Below are 14,655 nucleotides of genomic sequence, written 5' to 3'. Positions count from 1 at the left end.
GGTTCGGGGCACTGGTGGCACGTTCGAACGTGCTACCAGTGCCCCGAACGTTCTCCTAGTCGCGGACGGCCCCGGCACCGGACGCGGCAACGGGCGGAGGCCCGGGTCACCGCCAGCCGAGGGCGGGCGCCACGTCCTCCACCAGGGTGCGCAGCAGGTGCGCGTTGTAGTCGACGCCGAGCTGGTTGGGCACGGTGAGCAGCAGCGTGTCGGCCTCTGCGATCGCCTGGTCCTCACCCAGTTGGCGCACCAGCTCGTCCGGCTCCGCGGCATACGTCTTGCCGAACCGGGCCCGGACCCCGTCGATCACCCCCACCTGGTCCGAACTGCGTGACTCGAGCCCGAAGAGCGCATGGTCCTGCGCGGTCACCAGCGGGAAGATGCTGCGGCTCACCGATACCCGCGCCTCCCGCTGGTGCCCGACCTCGGCCCAGCGCTCCCGGAACAACCGGATCTGCTCGGCCTGCAGCTCGTGGAAGGGCACGCCGGTGTCCTCGGTGAGCAGCGTCGAGCTCATCAGGTGCATCCCCTGCTCGGCCGTCCACTCCGCGGTCGCCCGCGTCCCGGCTCCCCACCAGATCCGCTCGCGCAGCCCCTCGGAGTGCGGCTCGACGCGCAGCAGGCCGGGCGGGTTCGGGAACATCGGCCGGGGGCTGGGCTCGGCGAACCCCTCGCCGGAGAGCACCTCCAGGAAGCGGGCCGTATGCCGTCGCGCCATGTCGGCGTCGGTCTCACCGTCGGCGGGGTGGTGGTCGAAGTAGCGGTAGCCCTCGACGACCTGCTCGGGCGACCCCCGGCTGATCCCGAGCTGCAGCCGGCCGCCGGCGATCAGGTCGGCGGCGCCGGCGTCCTCGGCCATGTAGAGCGGGTTCTCGTAGTGCATATCGAGGTTGAAACACTCGTTCGCGTAAGCTTGGTTACATGGTCGAACTGGTAGCGCTGAGGAAGACGAACGAGGTGGCGGCATACGTCCGCGCCTCCATGGACCGCAAGGGCGACCGCTGGACGGTCGATACGCAACTGCGGAAGATCAGGGCGCTCGCCGAGGCCAAGGACTGGAATGTGGTCGAGGTCTACGAGGATAACGCAGTGTCGGCGACGAAGAAGCGCCGTGCTGGCACGCGCTGGGCCGAGATGCTGGAGGACGCCAAGGCTGGCCGGTTCTCGATGGTGGTCGCGGTGGACATGGACCGGCTGCTGCGCAGCACGAAGGATCTGAACACGCTGATCGACCTCGGCCTGAGGGTCGTCACGGTGGACGGCGAGATCGACCTCTCTACGGCCGACGGCGAGTTCCGGGCGACGATGCTCGCCGCGTTGGCCCGGTTCGAGGCACGGCGCAAGGCTGAACGTCAGATCAGGTCGAACGAGCGTCGCCGAGCCGAGGGCATCCCGGCGTCCACGTGGAAGGCATTCGGCTGGACGAGGGAGGGTGAACTGATCGAGGATGAGGCTGAGGCCGTTCGGCGGGCGTTCGATGCGTTCCTCGGTGAGCCGTCGCTGTCGATCCGCCGCATCCGCGAGGACCTGAACCGCGCTGGTCACCGCACTGCCCGCGGGTCGGAGTTCTCCGTCGATGCCGTGCGCTACCTGCTGGCGAATCCGCAATACGCTGGCTACATCAAGCACTACGCCTCGGGCGAGCTGTACCCGGTGCAGGACGGGATGTTCCCGCCCATCGTGAGCGAGCAGACGTGGCGGGCCGCGGTGGCGAAGCTGGAGGACAATGTGCGGAGGTCGGCGAGGCAGGGCAATCAGCCGAAGTACCTTCTGTCCACGATCGGACTGTGTGGGAAGTGCGGCGCGACGCTCGTCTCGGGGACGAACAGCCGCAAGCACCCGACGTACCGCTGCGGCGAAAAGTTCCACCTGACCCGCCAGCGCGAGCCCGTCGATGCGATGGTCGCCGAGGCGGTGCTCACCCGTCTGTCCTCGGTGGACGTGCACGACCTCGTGATGCCCCAGGAAGACGCCGGGCCCGACCGCGAAGAACTGCTGACTGAGCGGAACGCCCTGGTCGAACGCGTGAAGGAGCTGAGTCCGCTGCTGCGCGACATCCACCAGCCGGTCCTGGAGATCACGGCGGCGATCAACGACGTGAAGGCACGCATCGACGAGATCGACGCGGAGCTGCTCGACCGCTCGGTGTCGGTGGCGGCGAAGCTGCTCGCGGAGGTGGACGAGCCGGTCGGCACCGCGGAACGCCGCGAGGTGGTCGAGTCGAAGTGGAAGGCGTTGGACGTGGACCGCCGCCGGATGCTCGTGGATGAGCTGGTGACGGTGACGATCGAGCCCATCGTTCCTGGTCACGTGAAGTTCGACCCCGACCTCATTCGGATCGAGCCGAGACGCGACTGACTCATGACTCGACTCATCATTGCAATGGTGAGTCGAGTCATGGGAGAATGGTTGCAGACAAGAAGATCCCACCGGGGGCCAGACTTAGAAGCTGGCGGTACTACTCCCGGATGAGCAGCCGGTCAAACAGCCCAACTACCGTGGCGGGGAACCGGAGGTTCAAGCATGAGGACTTCCAGTGTCTACCGTCGTTATCGACTCTTCTCGCGCATCTGCGCCCCACTGCTCCGTTCCTGACCGGAGCACCGCACCCGCCAAGAAGGCCCACGGCCTCGACCCCGCAGTCGTAGCCGCTCGCGAAGCTGGCCGCGTAGCTGGTCAGCGACTGGCCCGCACCCCGCTGACCCCGCGCCAGCGCGCCGCGGTCGCCGCCGTGATGGGTGGTGCCCGATGAGCGCCAACACTGCCGCCTTCGATCACGTCGATGCGTTCCGCTGGCGTCAGGGAGACCCTTCCCTCGCCGATACCGAGGCTCGCCTCTACGACCTCGGCGTGCTTCGCTCCGTGTTGGAAGAGGCCGTCGAGATCGCTGTCGCCGGCGCCCGCACCGAGGGCGTGACTTGGGCGAAGATCGGCGACGCCCTCGGCGTCACCCACCAGGCCGTCATCAAGCGCTACCGCAAGGGCGGTGAGCGCTGATGAGTCTCACGGATCGCACCAGCAGCACCGCTCCCGCCGACCTGACCCCGCCCGGAGGGCCTGGCCTGGCACCCGGCGGAGCCGGGCTGCCCGTCGCCAATTCGGACGACGGGAACCACGTTCGTGCAGCCGAGCAAGATTTCGCAGGAAACGGCTATACGGCTGCAACGATCAAGTTCGACGCCTCCAGCACGACCACTGATCTCACCTCTGACCTGGGAACCAACGCCGATCAGCATGCGCGGCCCTCCTTGGGTGGCCGCGCATCCGTTTCGGAAACGGCTGCACAGGCGCCCACCGCAGTTGCAGTCGTGGACTATGCCGAGCTGGACGTGCCGGGGGCCGATCCCAGCGATGAGGTAGAGCCCTTCGTTGTCGAGTCCACGCCCGCGCAGGTCGCCGAGGCGAAGGAGTTCTTCGCCCGTGCGAAGGCTGCGGAGAGCGCGGAGCAGGTGAAGCGCGCCCGGATGCAGTCGCGGGTGTTCTCGGTGATGCAGTACCGCGAGCACCCGGAGACCGGCGAGGTCATGCTCACGCAGGAGCAGCTCGACGAGGGGCTCGCGGTGCTGGGCGATCGCCTGCATCGCTGGGCCTACGTGTGGCACCCGCATGACCGCCTGGTCGAGGTGGACGAAGGCACCGGCGAGACGGTGTGCTGCGGAATCAAGGGCCTGCACGCGCACATGGTGCTGTGGGTCGCCGACGCGGAGGGTCCGCGCCCCACGATCCGCACGGTCTCCGATGCGTTCTCGATTCCCTCGGCTCGCGTGAAGCCGCCGAAGGAGACCGCGGAGCAGGACGGAACCGAGCACAAGGGCCGCGGCGCTGCGGAGAAGGCGTTCTTCGACCTCAGCGAGTACCTGCCGCATGAGTCGCGCGGGAAGGACGCCATCCCCGGTATCCACCAGTCGGATCGGCACTACCTCGTGGACAAGACGCAGGAGGGCAAGCCCGGTAAGTACCAGTACGGCCGGGGGCGGATCGTCGCGAACTTCGACTTCGGCCGGGAGCTGGATGCGCACATGGCGATGCGCCGCAATGCCGCTGAGGGTGGCGGTGGCGCGAAGCTCAGCAAGCTCTTCCAGGCTGTGGGCAAGGGCTCGCTGACACTGAAGCAGGTCCGTGATCAGGAGCCCGCGATCTACTTCGCGAAGGGCAACCTGGCGCACTTCCAGAAGTTGCGCGGCGACTTCCTCTCGTACCAGGACGCGCCGGAGTCGGTCATGAACTTCTACGTGTTCGGCGAGGGCGGCACGGGCAAGGACTTGCTCGCGAAGGCGCTCGCTCGCGCCCTGGCTCCAGGGGCGGACAAGCCATACTTCAAGGTAGGCGGCGAGAACGTTTCGTGGGAGGGGTACGACGGCGAGCCGGTGGTGATCTGGGAGGACATGCGCGTCGGCGACATGATCCGCACGGCGAAGAGCCGCGGCATGCTCTTCCGCATCCTCGGCCCGTGGCGCGAGCCGGACGAGAAGCCGATCGTGAACATCAAGGGCTCGAAGACGCAGCTGATCAACCGGGTGAACATCGTGACGGGGCCGGAGGGCTACGAGGAGTTCCTCCGCGGCCTGGCGGGTGAGTACGAGTCGATGCAGGGCGGCGTGCGGGTCAAGCACGAAGCGGAGAACCTCGGGCAGGGATTCCGCCGCTTCCCGGTGATCATCCCGGTCGCCGAGCGCGAGTTCTCGATCTTCGTGAACTCCGGCGTGCTTAATGGCACCCGCGAGTACCAGAGCTACGAGCGGTACGAGCATATGCGCCAGGATCTGGAGCTGCTGGCACGCAGGTGCAAGGCGATCAAGGACACGGCGGAGCGGCAGCGCGTTCGCGGGGAGATCGAGGCGCGCACGGTCGCGCCGATCGTGGAGCAGCACGACCGGATCGCCCGCCCCAAGCTGGACGCGATCGACGGAGACGATCTGTTCGCGGAGTTCGCCGGAGTCGGTCAGCCGATCCAGCCGAGTGCTGAGGAGATCTCCGCCGCCGAAGAGGCTGCGAAGCGTGACCGGGAGATCGTCGAGCAGCAGCAGCGCAAGCGGCTCGCCGAGCTGGAGGAGCACAACCGCGAGCTGAGGCTCTGCACCTGTGCTACCCCGCAGGCGGGCGTCTACGCGCGGCACGGTGACGAGTGCCCGGCGCTTTCCGAGGACGAGCGCCAGCGCCGTGTTGAGGCAAAGCAGAAGGCGCTCGATGCGAAGGTTGCGCGCCTTCGCGCGAACGGCGGTCTGCTGGTCGTGGGAGGTGCGCGATGAGCACCGAACTGGACGCGCTCTTCCAGGGGGTCGAGGGGGCCGGAGGCCCCTCGCAAGCAGCTCCGGAGGACACGAGCGCCAGCGATGTGTCCGACGGGGCTACTGCTTGCCACTCTGGCGTACAGGTGGAGCAGCAGGCCGACTCCCAGGTGAACACCGGTCGGGCTGATGCGGAGGCTGTGCGCCAGAGTCACGGCGGCGCGAAGCGTCGTCGTGGCAGCGGCGGGCGGCTCGATACCCGCTTCGATGACGCCACGCTCGGGGCGCTTCGCACTCGTGCGAAGCGGCTCGGACTGGCTCCGAGCACGTGGGTGCGGACCGTCGTGCGTGATGCGCTCCATGCCTCTCGGAGCGAGGAACTGGACGCCGCAGTGGCCGCGCACCTGCTCGGGGTCGAGGCGCACGTGCAGGCCTCGGCGGATGCCCGCGAGCTGGCCGCTAAGGTGCGCCCGCTCGCGATCAACGTCAACGACCTCGACCGCCGCGCACGAGCCGGTGAGCCCGTGGCGCTCTCTGCGGAAGTGCCCGAGCTGATCGAGCTGCTGCGCGAGGTCCGCGAGCTGCTCGGGGATCGGACGGCCTCATGAGCACCACGCACTACAGCCCGAGCGCCAGCGCCGCCGATACGGAGCGCTACATCCGAGGCAAGGGGGACGAGCGTGGGGTCGCGGTCACGTGCGACGTGCCGGGAGGCCCCGGCGCGTTCGCGCGCCGCGCCCAGGCACTCACGCAGAACACCAAGCGGGATGTCGAGGCGCTGCACTACCGCCAGTCGTTCAGCGACGAGGAGTTCGACCCGACGAGGCCGGAGGACGTGCAGCGGGTGAACGATCTGGGCTACCAGTTCGCGAAGAAGATGCACCCGCGCTCCGACTGCCTCGTGGTCACCCACACCGATGGTCGCGGCGGCAAGGCCCACAACCACGTCCTCGTCATCAACCACAACAACGAGACGGGTAGGGCCCTTTCGGACTACCGGACGTTCCACGACCGCAAGGCCGGGAACCAGAAGGGCGTGCAGACGGCGAACGATGAGCTGATGCGCGAGCACGGGCTCTCGGTCGTGAAGCGGCTGGAGCACGCGCCGAAGGACTGGGAGCTGCGCCGCGAGGACTTCGCTGAGGGTGGCCTCGACCGCGAGATGGGCGACCGGATGAGTGCCGCCCTGGCGGATCCCCGCGCGACGGACAAGGCCGGTCTCGAAGCGGTGATCGCGGAGCAGAACCAGCAGCTCGGCGATGACGGCGACCGGGTGCCGCGGATGCGGCTGCACACCGCCGTGAGCAAGCGCGGGAAGAACGTCGGCAAGGAGACCTGGACGCTCTACATCGAGGACCGCAGGGGCGAGTCCGGGCGCGCCGAGCGCCGCAAGCGCACGAGCGCACTCTCGGCAGATTTCACGCCGGAGGGCGCGCAGGCGTTCTTCGACTACCACCAGCAGCAGAAGGAGCAGGAACATGAGCGCAGCGCTCGACAGGCTGAAGCAGCAGAACGAGCAGAGCGGATCGCCGCAGCAGCTTGGCAGTCCGGACATGATGGAGACCTTGACCTCGATCCTCGCCGCCGTCGAGGCGCAGAACGCGAGGATCGACCGGCTGGCCGAGCAGCAGAAGAAGCTGGCGGGCTTCGTGAAGGTCATGGACGAGGAGCTGGCGAAGCGCATCGACCGGGCGTCGACCTCGCAGCAGTCCGTCGGCATGCCTCCGCAGATCGAGAGCGTCGAGAGCAGGCTGAGCGAGATCGAGAGCACGCTCAGCGAGTTCGTGAAGAGTCTCGACGGGAAGCGGCTGAGCGCCGCCTCGCAGAGTTTGATCGCCGAAGCGCAGAAGAATCACGCGGCTACGGCCTCGGCGATTGACGGGCTCAAGGCGCAGGCGGCTGCGAACCAGAAGCTCGTGGGCCAGGTCGGCGGCGCGGTGCAGCGCATCGAGAAACGGACCGAGGATCGGGTCGCGAAGGCCGTCGAGCAGGTCGCCGGGGAGGCAGGACAGGTCGTCACGGCGAAGCTCGACGCCTCGAACGCCTGGGCCGAGCGGATCATCGCCGCCACAGCGAAGCTCGAAGCGCGTCAGCTCTGGAGTGCCGCCGCCGCGATGTGCCTCGCCCTCCTGCCGGTCGCCGTGGTCGTCGCCGGGCTCTGGATGGGCATCGCCGGGCTCATCACAGGCACGCAGTGGGCGCTGGACGTGGACGGGAGCGTGTGGCTCGGCATCGGGCGCTGGCTCGTGGTCGCCGTGGGCATCGCCGGGGCCGGCTACGGGCTCTTCGCGTCCGCCCGCTGGGTCGCCGGCCTCGTAGAGACCTGGCGGGGGCGCGGGTGACTGGCGCTTCTCCTGCTGTGCAGCGTGAGCCAAGAAGGCGAGCTCGAGTGGCTCGACCTGGGCCTATGTCATTCAGATGGCTAGTCTTGATCACCGGAGCGTAGTGATTACCTCGGGTATTCCAATCGACCAGTCGAGTAGACGCTGGTGCCACTTGTCCAAGCGCGACCGAGCCGCGTCTGGGAGCTCTGGAGCACGGTCCCACTCCTCCCAGTCACCACTGGCGAGCCATCCGATGCATCCGACGATTCGGTAGGCCAGGAGCAGGTCACGAGGCACGGGGCGGTCGTACCCCTCGAAGAACGAAGAAGGGAGACCGTCGAGTCCGTGGAGGTAAGCGTGCTCATCAAGTGCGGAGAGTTCGGCCAGGGGCTGGCCAACACGTGGGAAATCCCAGTCGATCAGCCGCGCTTCGTCTTCGTTGACGACGATGTTCAGCAGGTTGACGTCGCCATGAAGCACGCTCGGTCGGGCGGTACGGATCTGAGTCGCCCGGTCAGCGATAAAGCACCTCACGTGTTCGAGAGCACCGCGCAGTCGCGGACGATGCTTCTCGACCCATGGACCGCTAGCAGCGAGGTTGTCGAGCAAACTCTCGACCGGATCGGTAGTTCGTAGGCTCAAAGAATCTGCATCGATTGTTCCCTCAAGTGAGGCGGGAAATGTGACGGCGTGCAATTCGGCCAGGGCAGCACCGGTCCTTCGCCATGCCGTGCGGTCCGCTGTACCGTTCGCGACTGAATCGGCCAGTGTTTGACCGGAGATGTACTCCCAAAGTGCGGCTCCAGCGTCATCAGATGCAAAGAGCTTCGGTGTGTTGATGCCGTTGGCGCGCAGGAAGTCGACTCGCCGACGCGGTGACGTGGTAGCCACTCGGCTCTGCCGCATGACTACCATGCGGCCATCGGTCAATTCGGCCCTCATCAGCCTGTTGTCTAGCCCATTGCCGTCGCTGTCAATCGTTTGGACTGAGACAGGAGCAGGCAAGCCTGAAGCCGCGATGAGTCGATCCATCACTTCCAGCGGGGCACCAGAGTCTCCATCATCCATGCCATCCATCATCTCAAATCAGAGTCCAGGACGTAGGGTTCTGCTGGCACTGAACGCGGTGAGCGGAACCTGCCCCCCAAGTCGACGACCTCTCAATGAGGGTGCACCTACGTACGATGCTGACCCCGAGCGATTACCGAAGCTGATGTTGTCGTTACAGGTGGAGAAGGATGCGAAGCCAGTCCGATAGCCGGTGTTACAGCAGAGATATGCGCTAGCGCATGTCGATGACCCCGGTGCCGATCTCGATCCTGTCGGTGCGCGCCCCGACGGCGGCCAACAGCGGGAACGGTGAGGCGAGCTGCCGGGCGAAGTGGTGCACCCGGAAGTAGGCGCCGTCCGCCCCGACCTCCTCGGCCGCGACCGCGAGGTCGATGGACTGCAGCAGCACGTCGGATGCCGACTGCGCGGCGGACTGGGGGTGCGGGGTCCAGTGCCCGAAGGACAGGAAGCCGATGCGTTTCATGCCCGGTCAACACCAAAGGACGCCGACACAGTCCCGCCGCCGCGGTGACGGCCTCTCAGCTCTCCTCCTCCAGCCGGTCCAACAGCTCGACCGCGGCCCGGGCGTACTCGCCGATCCATCGGTCGTGGATCCGCTTGATGGGAGACGGCGCGAGGGTGAGGTGCCGTTCCTTGCCCTGCCGACGACCGATCACCAGGTCCGCCCGCTCCAGCACCCGCAGGTGCTGCAGCACGGTCGTCCGGTCCAGTTCGGGACAGCGTGCGCACAGCTCACCGGTGGTGAGCGACCCGGCCCTCAGCGCATCGAGCATGCGGCGCCGGGTCGGCGAGGCCAGCGCCTTGAACACGAGGTCGTCGTCGGCGTCGCCCTTGCGCCCCTCGACCGACATGTTGTAAAAATATCACATGACTTCAGAAACTCCATTGTCCGAGCTCAGCTTCAGCGTGTCCGGCCGGGTCTCCCGTCCCGTCGCCGAGGTCTACGAGGCTGTTGCCGACCCCGCGCAACTGTCCCGCTACTTCACCACCGGCGGAGCACGGGGGCGCCTCGAGCCCGGTGCCGAGGTGAGCTGGGACTTCCACGACTTCCCCGGGAGGTTCCCGGTGACCGTGGTGGACGCCGCACCGCCCCACCGGATCGTGATCGAGTGGGGCGGCGAGGCAGTGACCGGTGACCGCGGGGTGACCACCACGACCTTCGAGTTCGAGGCCATCGACGGTGACACCCGGACGTTGGTCACCATCACCGAGTCCGCCTGGCTCCCCACCGTCGAGGGCGCCGCGAATGCCTTCGACAACTGTGAGGGATGGACCGGCATGCTCGCCGCGCTGAAGGTCTGGGTCGAGCACGGCATCAACCTGCGTGAGGGCTACTACGCCTGAGGCCTCCGGTCCGGCTCAGTTACCGACCTTCTTCTGGTAGTACGCCGACCACTTGCTGGTGCCGGTGGCGTAGTCGAGGTGGTCGCCCTCCCGCAGCCGGTTGGTGACGTCCAGTTCGCGCTGGCCCTCCTCGTCGACCCCGTCCAGCAGCCGGGAACCGACCTCCTCGGCGGTGTCCAGCTTCGCGCTGCCCTCCGCCTCGATCCGGTCCAGCTCCGCCGACTTCCACTCGTCCCAGGCCGCCATCATCCGGGAGTACTCCTCGTCCCAGTACTCCTCCGGGTCGGTGACGCGCGCGATCCCGAGCCCCATCGCGGCGGGGCTTGTTGGCCGTCTACGGCGGTCGTAGCCTCGAACCGAGTGGCGCCGGTCGCCACACGGTCACCCCGGATGCGGACGAAAGGCGTGCCATGTCGGACGAGGCGAGCAGTGCAGCGGGGCGAGCGCAGGCGGACCGGGTGGCCGAGTTCCACCGGCTGCACGAGGCGGGCACCTTCGTCATGCCGAACCCCTGGGACGCCGGCAGTGCCGTGGTCCTGCAGCACATGGGTTTCCCCGCCCTGGCCTCCACCAGCGCCGGAGCCGCGTGGGCGCACGGCCGCCCCGACAACGGGCTCGACCTGGGGCGGATGCTGGACCACCTGCGCGGGCTGACCGCCTCGGTCACGGTGCCGCTCAACGCCGACTTCGAAGGGGGATTCGCGGTCGACCCCGAGGACGTGGCCGACCACGTCACCCTCGCCGTCGACACCGGCATCGCCGGCCTGTCCATCGAGGACTCCACGCGGGACGCGGAGCACCCGTTGTTCGACTTCTCCCTGGCCGTGGAGCGGGTCGCCGCTGCTCGGCAGGCGATCGACGACACCGGCAGCGGCGTGCTGCTCACCGCACGGACCGAGGGGTATGTCGTGGGTCGCCCCGACCTGGACGAGACCGTCCGGAGGCTGCAGGCCTTCGCCGAGGCCGGGGCGGACTGTCTCTACGCGCCGCGGATCACCACGACGGAGGAGATCACGGCGGTCGTGGCAGCTGCCGGATCGAAACCCGTGAACCTGCTGGTCAACGCCCCGTTCATCACGGTTGCGGAGGCGGCCGACCTCGGCGTGCGACGGATCAGCGTCGGGGGCACGATGGCCCGCGCGGCCTGGGGCGGGTGGCTCGCCGCAGCTCGGGAGCTCGCGGACTCGGGGACCGTCACCCATTTCCAGGACCTGCCTGACGTCGACGGACTGCTCCGGGCGAACGACTGAACGTCGGCGCGTTGAGGGGTTAGGGTGTGCCCCATGCGTTTCACATCCTGAGCAGTCCGTGTCTCTCGAGTAGCCGTGACCCGCGTCGTGCGGGCCCGCGGTAGGCACCGGTCACGAACGGTCGACCCCCCAGGGTCCTCCGGGTCTTTTCGCGACCCGTTCTGCCTGTTCACCGCGGCGCGTCCGCCGCTCTGCTCGTGAGGATGTCTCTTCGTATGTCGTGGCGCACCAAGTCACTGCCCGCCGGCCCCATCTACATCGCCCTGCAAGGTGCGTGGTCCCTGCTCTGGGCGCTGGCCTTCACCCTCGGACTCGTCTACCAGGTCGACGTCGCCGGGCTGAGCCCGCTCGAACTCGTCCTGGTCGGCACTGTGTTGGAAGCGACCTGCTTCCTGGGGGAGATCCCGACCGGGATCGTGGCCGACCTGCACTCCCGGAAATGGTCGGTGGTGATCGGGCTGGTCCTGATCGGGGCGGGGGTGGTCGTCATCGGCCTGTACCCCGCGTTCTGGCCGATCCTGCTCGCCCAGGTGGTCTGGGGGATCGGCTACACCTTCGTGTCCGGGGCCGCCGAGGCCTGGGTCGCCGACGAGGTCGGACCCGACCTCGTCCAGGCGGCCTTCACCCGCGGCCACCAGGCCGGCCTGGCGATGGACGTCGTGGGGATCCTGCTCGCCGGGGTGCTCGCGGTGACCGCCGGGGGACTGCACGTGCCGATCGTCGTCGGCGGTGTCGGGTTCGGTCTCCTGGCGGTCGCGCTGGCGGTCGTGATGCGGGAGGAACGGTTCAGGCCGACCCCCCGGGGGGACCGGGACAGCTGGGGGCACATGGCGAGCACCGCCCGGGACGGTCTGCGGGCGGCGCGCCGGCCCGGGGTGGTCCGCTCCTTCCTGCTGATCGCGTTGCTCGCCGGGCTCACCAGCGAGGTCTTCGACCGGCTGTGGGTGGACCGCATCGTGCGGGACCTGGACCTGCCGGACGTGGCCGGCCTGGACGGGCTCGCTTTCTGGTTCACCCTGTTCGCGCTGATCAGCTCCCTGCTGGGGCTGGTTGCGAGCCTGGCCGCGAACCGGCTGGCGCCGCGTGCTCTGCAGGCCGAGCACCCCACCCGCGTGATGGCCGTGATCGTGCTGGTGCAGGTGCTCGGCGTGGCCGTGTTCGCGCTGGCCGGGAACGTCTGGGTGGCCCTGTCGGGTCGGTGGGGGAGGGACGCCGCGATCTCGGTGGGCCACCCCGTGCAACGTGCCTGGCTGAACCGGCACGTCTCCTCGCAGGCACGTGCCACGACGCTGTCGATGATGGGGCAGGCCGATGCGGTCGGTCAGGTCGTGGGCGGGCCGGCCCTCGGCGCCGTCGCCGGCCGGACCAGCGTGCCCGCCGCGCTCATGCTGGCCGCCGCCATCCAGGCGCCTGCCGCCTGGCTCTACCTGCGGCTCCGCCCGCGTGCCTCCGAGGGCGCCTAACGGCATACCTGCCGGTGGCCAGCGTCGAGCCGCCGGGTCCAGCCGCGCCCGTCCAGGTGCTCCAGCAGCGGGATGGCCACCCGGCGGGTCGTGCCCAGCGCCTGCCTGGCCTGGCTGGTGGTGAACGGCTGCGGCAGTCCGGCGAGGGTGCGCATGGCCAGGGCCGGGGCGGTGGGCAGCAGCACCACGCCGTCCCGGAGCCGCAACAGTCGACCGCGCCGCTCCGCCGTCGCGAGCTCGCGCTGACCCAGTCCGAGGTCGCGCAGGTCGTCGGCCTCCGGCGCCGCGAACGGGTCCACCCCGAGCCGTCGCTCGAGCTCCGCCACCGCCGCCTCGGCGGGTCCGAGGTCCTCCGCGCGACCCGGCTCGGTGAGGTGACCGTGCTCCTGGACCAGTCCGGCCGCGGACACCAGCGGTGCCAGCAGGCCCGGGTCGGGCAGCCGCAGGTGGTCCCGTGCCGCTCCCAGGGACGGTCCCGGGGCCAGCGGGTCCTCCAGCTGGGCGTCGCGGACGAGCGTGCGCAGCTGCTCCAGCCAGGCCGCGTGGGTGGCTTCGTGCACCCACCAGTCGTCGAGGACGAGGACCCCCTCGGGCGGGCTCGAGCGGTCGCCGGTGATCCCGAGCCGGTCCAGGTGGCTGCGCCGGACGGCACCCCGCCGGGCCACCTCGGTGGCCGGGTCCCCGGCCGGGTCCATCGCCGCCAGGGCGGTCGCCCGCCGGTCGCCGGCTCCGCGCCGGCGCAGCGCCGGGGGTTCCGCGTCGAGCACGAGGGCTCCGCCCAGCACCCGCCGGGTGCCCGGGTGGCGCAGGACCAACCGGTCCCCGGTGACGACGGGCAGCGCGCGCGACAGGGTGAGTCTGCCGTGCTCGGCGTCGAACGGACGCAACCGCGCGGGGACGGCGACCGTGCCCAGGTGCACGGTGACCCGTTCGGGCGCCTCGGTGAGGGCAGCGCCCCCGGAGCGGCGTATGTCGAGGAGCCGGCTGGTCGGCCAGGCACCGGGGGTGAGGAGGACGTCGCCGCGCCGGATGTCTTCGGCGGCGGCACCCCGGACGTTCAGGGCCACCCGGTTGACCGGCCCCAGGGAGGTATGCGGTGCGCCGCGGCTCTCCAGGCCGCGCACCACGAGCGGACGTGCCCCGGCCGGGCCGTCCGCGCCGAGCACGTCCAACCGGTCACCGGTGTGCACCGTCCCGGCCGCCAGGGTGCCGGTGAGCACGGTGCCGGCGCCGGTGATCGTGAAGGAGCGGTCGACCCACACCCGGACCCGGCCGGAGTCCGGAGCCGTCGGCAGGGTGCCCAGCACCTCGTCCAGGGCGGACCGCGCCGCCTCGACACCGGTGTCGTGCAGCGCCGCCACCGCCACCGCGGGCGCGTCCCGCAGGCCGGTGTCCGCCAGTTCGGCACGGGCCTGCGCCGTCACCTCCGCGACCCGGTCGGGGGCCCGGTCGGCCCGGGAGACCACGAGGAGTCCGTGCCGGATGCCCAGTGCCGCGACCGCGTCCCGGTGCTCGCTCGACTGGGCCTGCCAGCCGGCGTCCGCGGCGACGAGGAAACACACGACGGGCACGGGGCCGAGCCCGGCCAGCATGTTGCCGATGAACCGTTCGTGGCCGGGCACGTCCACGAAGGCCACGGCACGGCCCGAGGGCAGCGTGGTCCAGACGAAGCCGAGGTCGATGGTGAGCCCGCGGCGGCGCTCCTCGGCCCAGCGGTCCGCCTCCATCCCGGTGAGCGCCCGGAGCAGGGTGCTCTTGCCGTGGTCGACGTGACCGGCGGTGGCGACGACGAAGTCGGTCATCGCACCGACCGTCCAGGGGGGACCGGCGTGCGGGTCACGGTACCTCCTGGTTCGCCTCGGGAGGGGGTGGCGGAGGCGGACGGGAATCGAACCCGCCAGGCCGAGCTACTCGGCCTCACCGGTGTTGAAGACCGGGGGGACCACCAGGTGCCCAGACGCCTCCTCGCTGACCC

At 69.4% G+C, this 14,655-nt stretch carries 12 protein-coding genes, 1 tRNA gene and 3 pseudogenes; 9 read left to right on the top strand and 7 right to left on the bottom strand.

What is annotated here, in order from left to right:
• Nucleotides 1-106 precede the first annotated feature (106 nt).
• Nucleotides 107-889, bottom strand: a pseudogene (locus tag FB467_RS02145) (LLM class flavin-dependent oxidoreductase); the annotation flags it as partial.
• A 32-nt stretch (nt 890-921) separates the two neighbouring features.
• Between FB467_RS02145 and FB467_RS02140 the strand changes: the two are divergent.
• From FB467_RS02140 to FB467_RS19505, 6 genes and pseudogenes are all read left to right on the top strand, one after another.
• Nucleotides 922-2,358, top strand: coding sequence for a recombinase family protein (locus tag FB467_RS02140; RefSeq protein WP_141783625.1), 1,437 nt, complete (start codon nt 922-924; stop codon nt 2,356-2,358).
• A gap of 390 nt (nt 2,359-2,748) precedes the next feature.
• Nucleotides 2,749-2,997 (top strand): hypothetical protein, encoded by a 249-nt coding sequence (locus tag FB467_RS02130; RefSeq protein WP_141783623.1) that lies wholly within the window; start codon nt 2,749-2,751, stop codon nt 2,995-2,997.
• A complete protein-coding gene (locus FB467_RS02125) occupies nt 2,997-5,249 on the top strand; it encodes an RNA helicase (protein ID WP_211350533.1) in 2,253 nt (750 codons plus the stop codon). Before FB467_RS02130 ends, FB467_RS02125 begins: the two co-directional genes overlap by 1 nt.
• Nucleotides 5,246-5,836 (top strand): hypothetical protein, encoded by a 591-nt coding sequence (locus tag FB467_RS02120; protein ID WP_141783622.1) that lies wholly within the window; start codon nt 5,246-5,248, stop codon nt 5,834-5,836. The genes FB467_RS02125 and FB467_RS02120 overlap by 4 nt, the downstream gene beginning before the upstream one ends.
• A pseudogene (locus FB467_RS19510) lies at nt 5,833-6,294 on the top strand (relaxase/mobilization nuclease domain-containing protein); the annotation flags it as partial. The gene FB467_RS02120 and the pseudogene FB467_RS19510, both read left to right, overlap by 4 nt.
• A 412-nt stretch (nt 6,295-6,706) precedes the next feature.
• Complete coding sequence (locus tag FB467_RS19505) at nt 6,707-7,570, top strand: hypothetical protein (RefSeq protein WP_425325820.1); 864 nt, start codon at nt 6,707-6,709, stop codon at nt 7,568-7,570.
• Nucleotides 7,571-7,660: 90 nt separating this feature from the next.
• Here FB467_RS19505 and FB467_RS02105 read toward each other — a convergent pair whose 3' ends face one another.
• The 3 genes and pseudogenes from FB467_RS02105 to FB467_RS02095 all read right to left on the bottom strand — a co-directional run bounded on the left by FB467_RS02105 (nt 7,661) and on the right by FB467_RS02095 (nt 9,474).
• A complete protein-coding gene (locus FB467_RS02105) occupies nt 7,661-8,632 on the bottom strand; it encodes a phosphotransferase family protein (protein ID WP_211350532.1) in 972 nt (323 codons plus the stop codon).
• A 205-nt stretch (nt 8,633-8,837) separates the two neighbouring features.
• A pseudogene (locus FB467_RS02100) lies at nt 8,838-9,086 on the bottom strand (LLM class flavin-dependent oxidoreductase); the annotation flags it as partial.
• A 55-nt stretch (nt 9,087-9,141) separates the two neighbouring features.
• Entirely contained in the window at nt 9,142-9,474 is a 333-nt protein-coding gene (locus FB467_RS02095; protein WP_141783619.1) for an ArsR/SmtB family transcription factor, read from the bottom strand.
• Between the two features lie 16 nt (nt 9,475-9,490).
• Here FB467_RS02095 and FB467_RS02090 point away from each other — a divergent pair, with 16 nt between their 5' ends.
• A complete protein-coding gene (locus FB467_RS02090; protein WP_141783618.1) occupies nt 9,491-9,967 on the top strand; it encodes an SRPBCC domain-containing protein in 477 nt (158 codons plus the stop codon).
• A 15-nt stretch (nt 9,968-9,982) separates the two neighbouring features.
• On the opposite strand, the gene FB467_RS02085 is transcribed toward FB467_RS02090, so the two are convergent.
• Complete coding sequence (locus FB467_RS02085; RefSeq protein ID WP_141783617.1) at nt 9,983-10,279, bottom strand: hypothetical protein; 297 nt, start codon at nt 10,277-10,279, stop codon at nt 9,983-9,985.
• A gap of 146 nt (nt 10,280-10,425) precedes the next feature.
• Here FB467_RS02085 and FB467_RS02080 point away from each other — a divergent pair, with 146 nt between their 5' ends.
• Nucleotides 10,426-11,217: an isocitrate lyase/PEP mutase family protein gene (locus FB467_RS02080; RefSeq protein ID WP_211350531.1), complete on the top strand. Its 792-nt coding sequence runs from the start codon at nt 10,426-10,428 to the stop codon at nt 11,215-11,217.
• 215 nt (nt 11,218-11,432) lie between these two features.
• A complete protein-coding gene (locus FB467_RS02075) occupies nt 11,433-12,680 on the top strand; it encodes an MFS transporter (protein ID WP_170230525.1) in 1,248 nt (415 codons plus the stop codon).
• Here the strand turns inward: FB467_RS02075 and selB are convergent.
• Together selB and FB467_RS02065 are read right to left on the bottom strand one after the other, a co-directional pair.
• Nucleotides 12,677-14,482, bottom strand: a complete 1,806-nt coding sequence (selB, locus tag FB467_RS02070; protein ID WP_141783614.1) for a selenocysteine-specific translation elongation factor — start codon at nt 14,480-14,482, stop codon at nt 12,677-12,679. The two genes, FB467_RS02075 and selB, sit on opposite strands and share 4 nt — an antisense overlap.
• A gap of 67 nt (nt 14,483-14,549) precedes the next feature.
• Nucleotides 14,550-14,645 (bottom strand) — tRNA-Sec (locus tag FB467_RS02065).
• Nucleotides 14,646-14,655: the final 10 nt, after the last annotated feature.

Source organism: Ornithinicoccus hortensis (assembly GCF_006716185.1).
GTDB classification, from domain to species: Bacteria; Actinomycetota; Actinomycetes; order Actinomycetales; family Dermatophilaceae; genus Ornithinicoccus; species Ornithinicoccus hortensis.
Note: the sequence above shows the minus strand (reverse complement) of the source record. Positions and strands in the feature narration are given on the sequence as shown.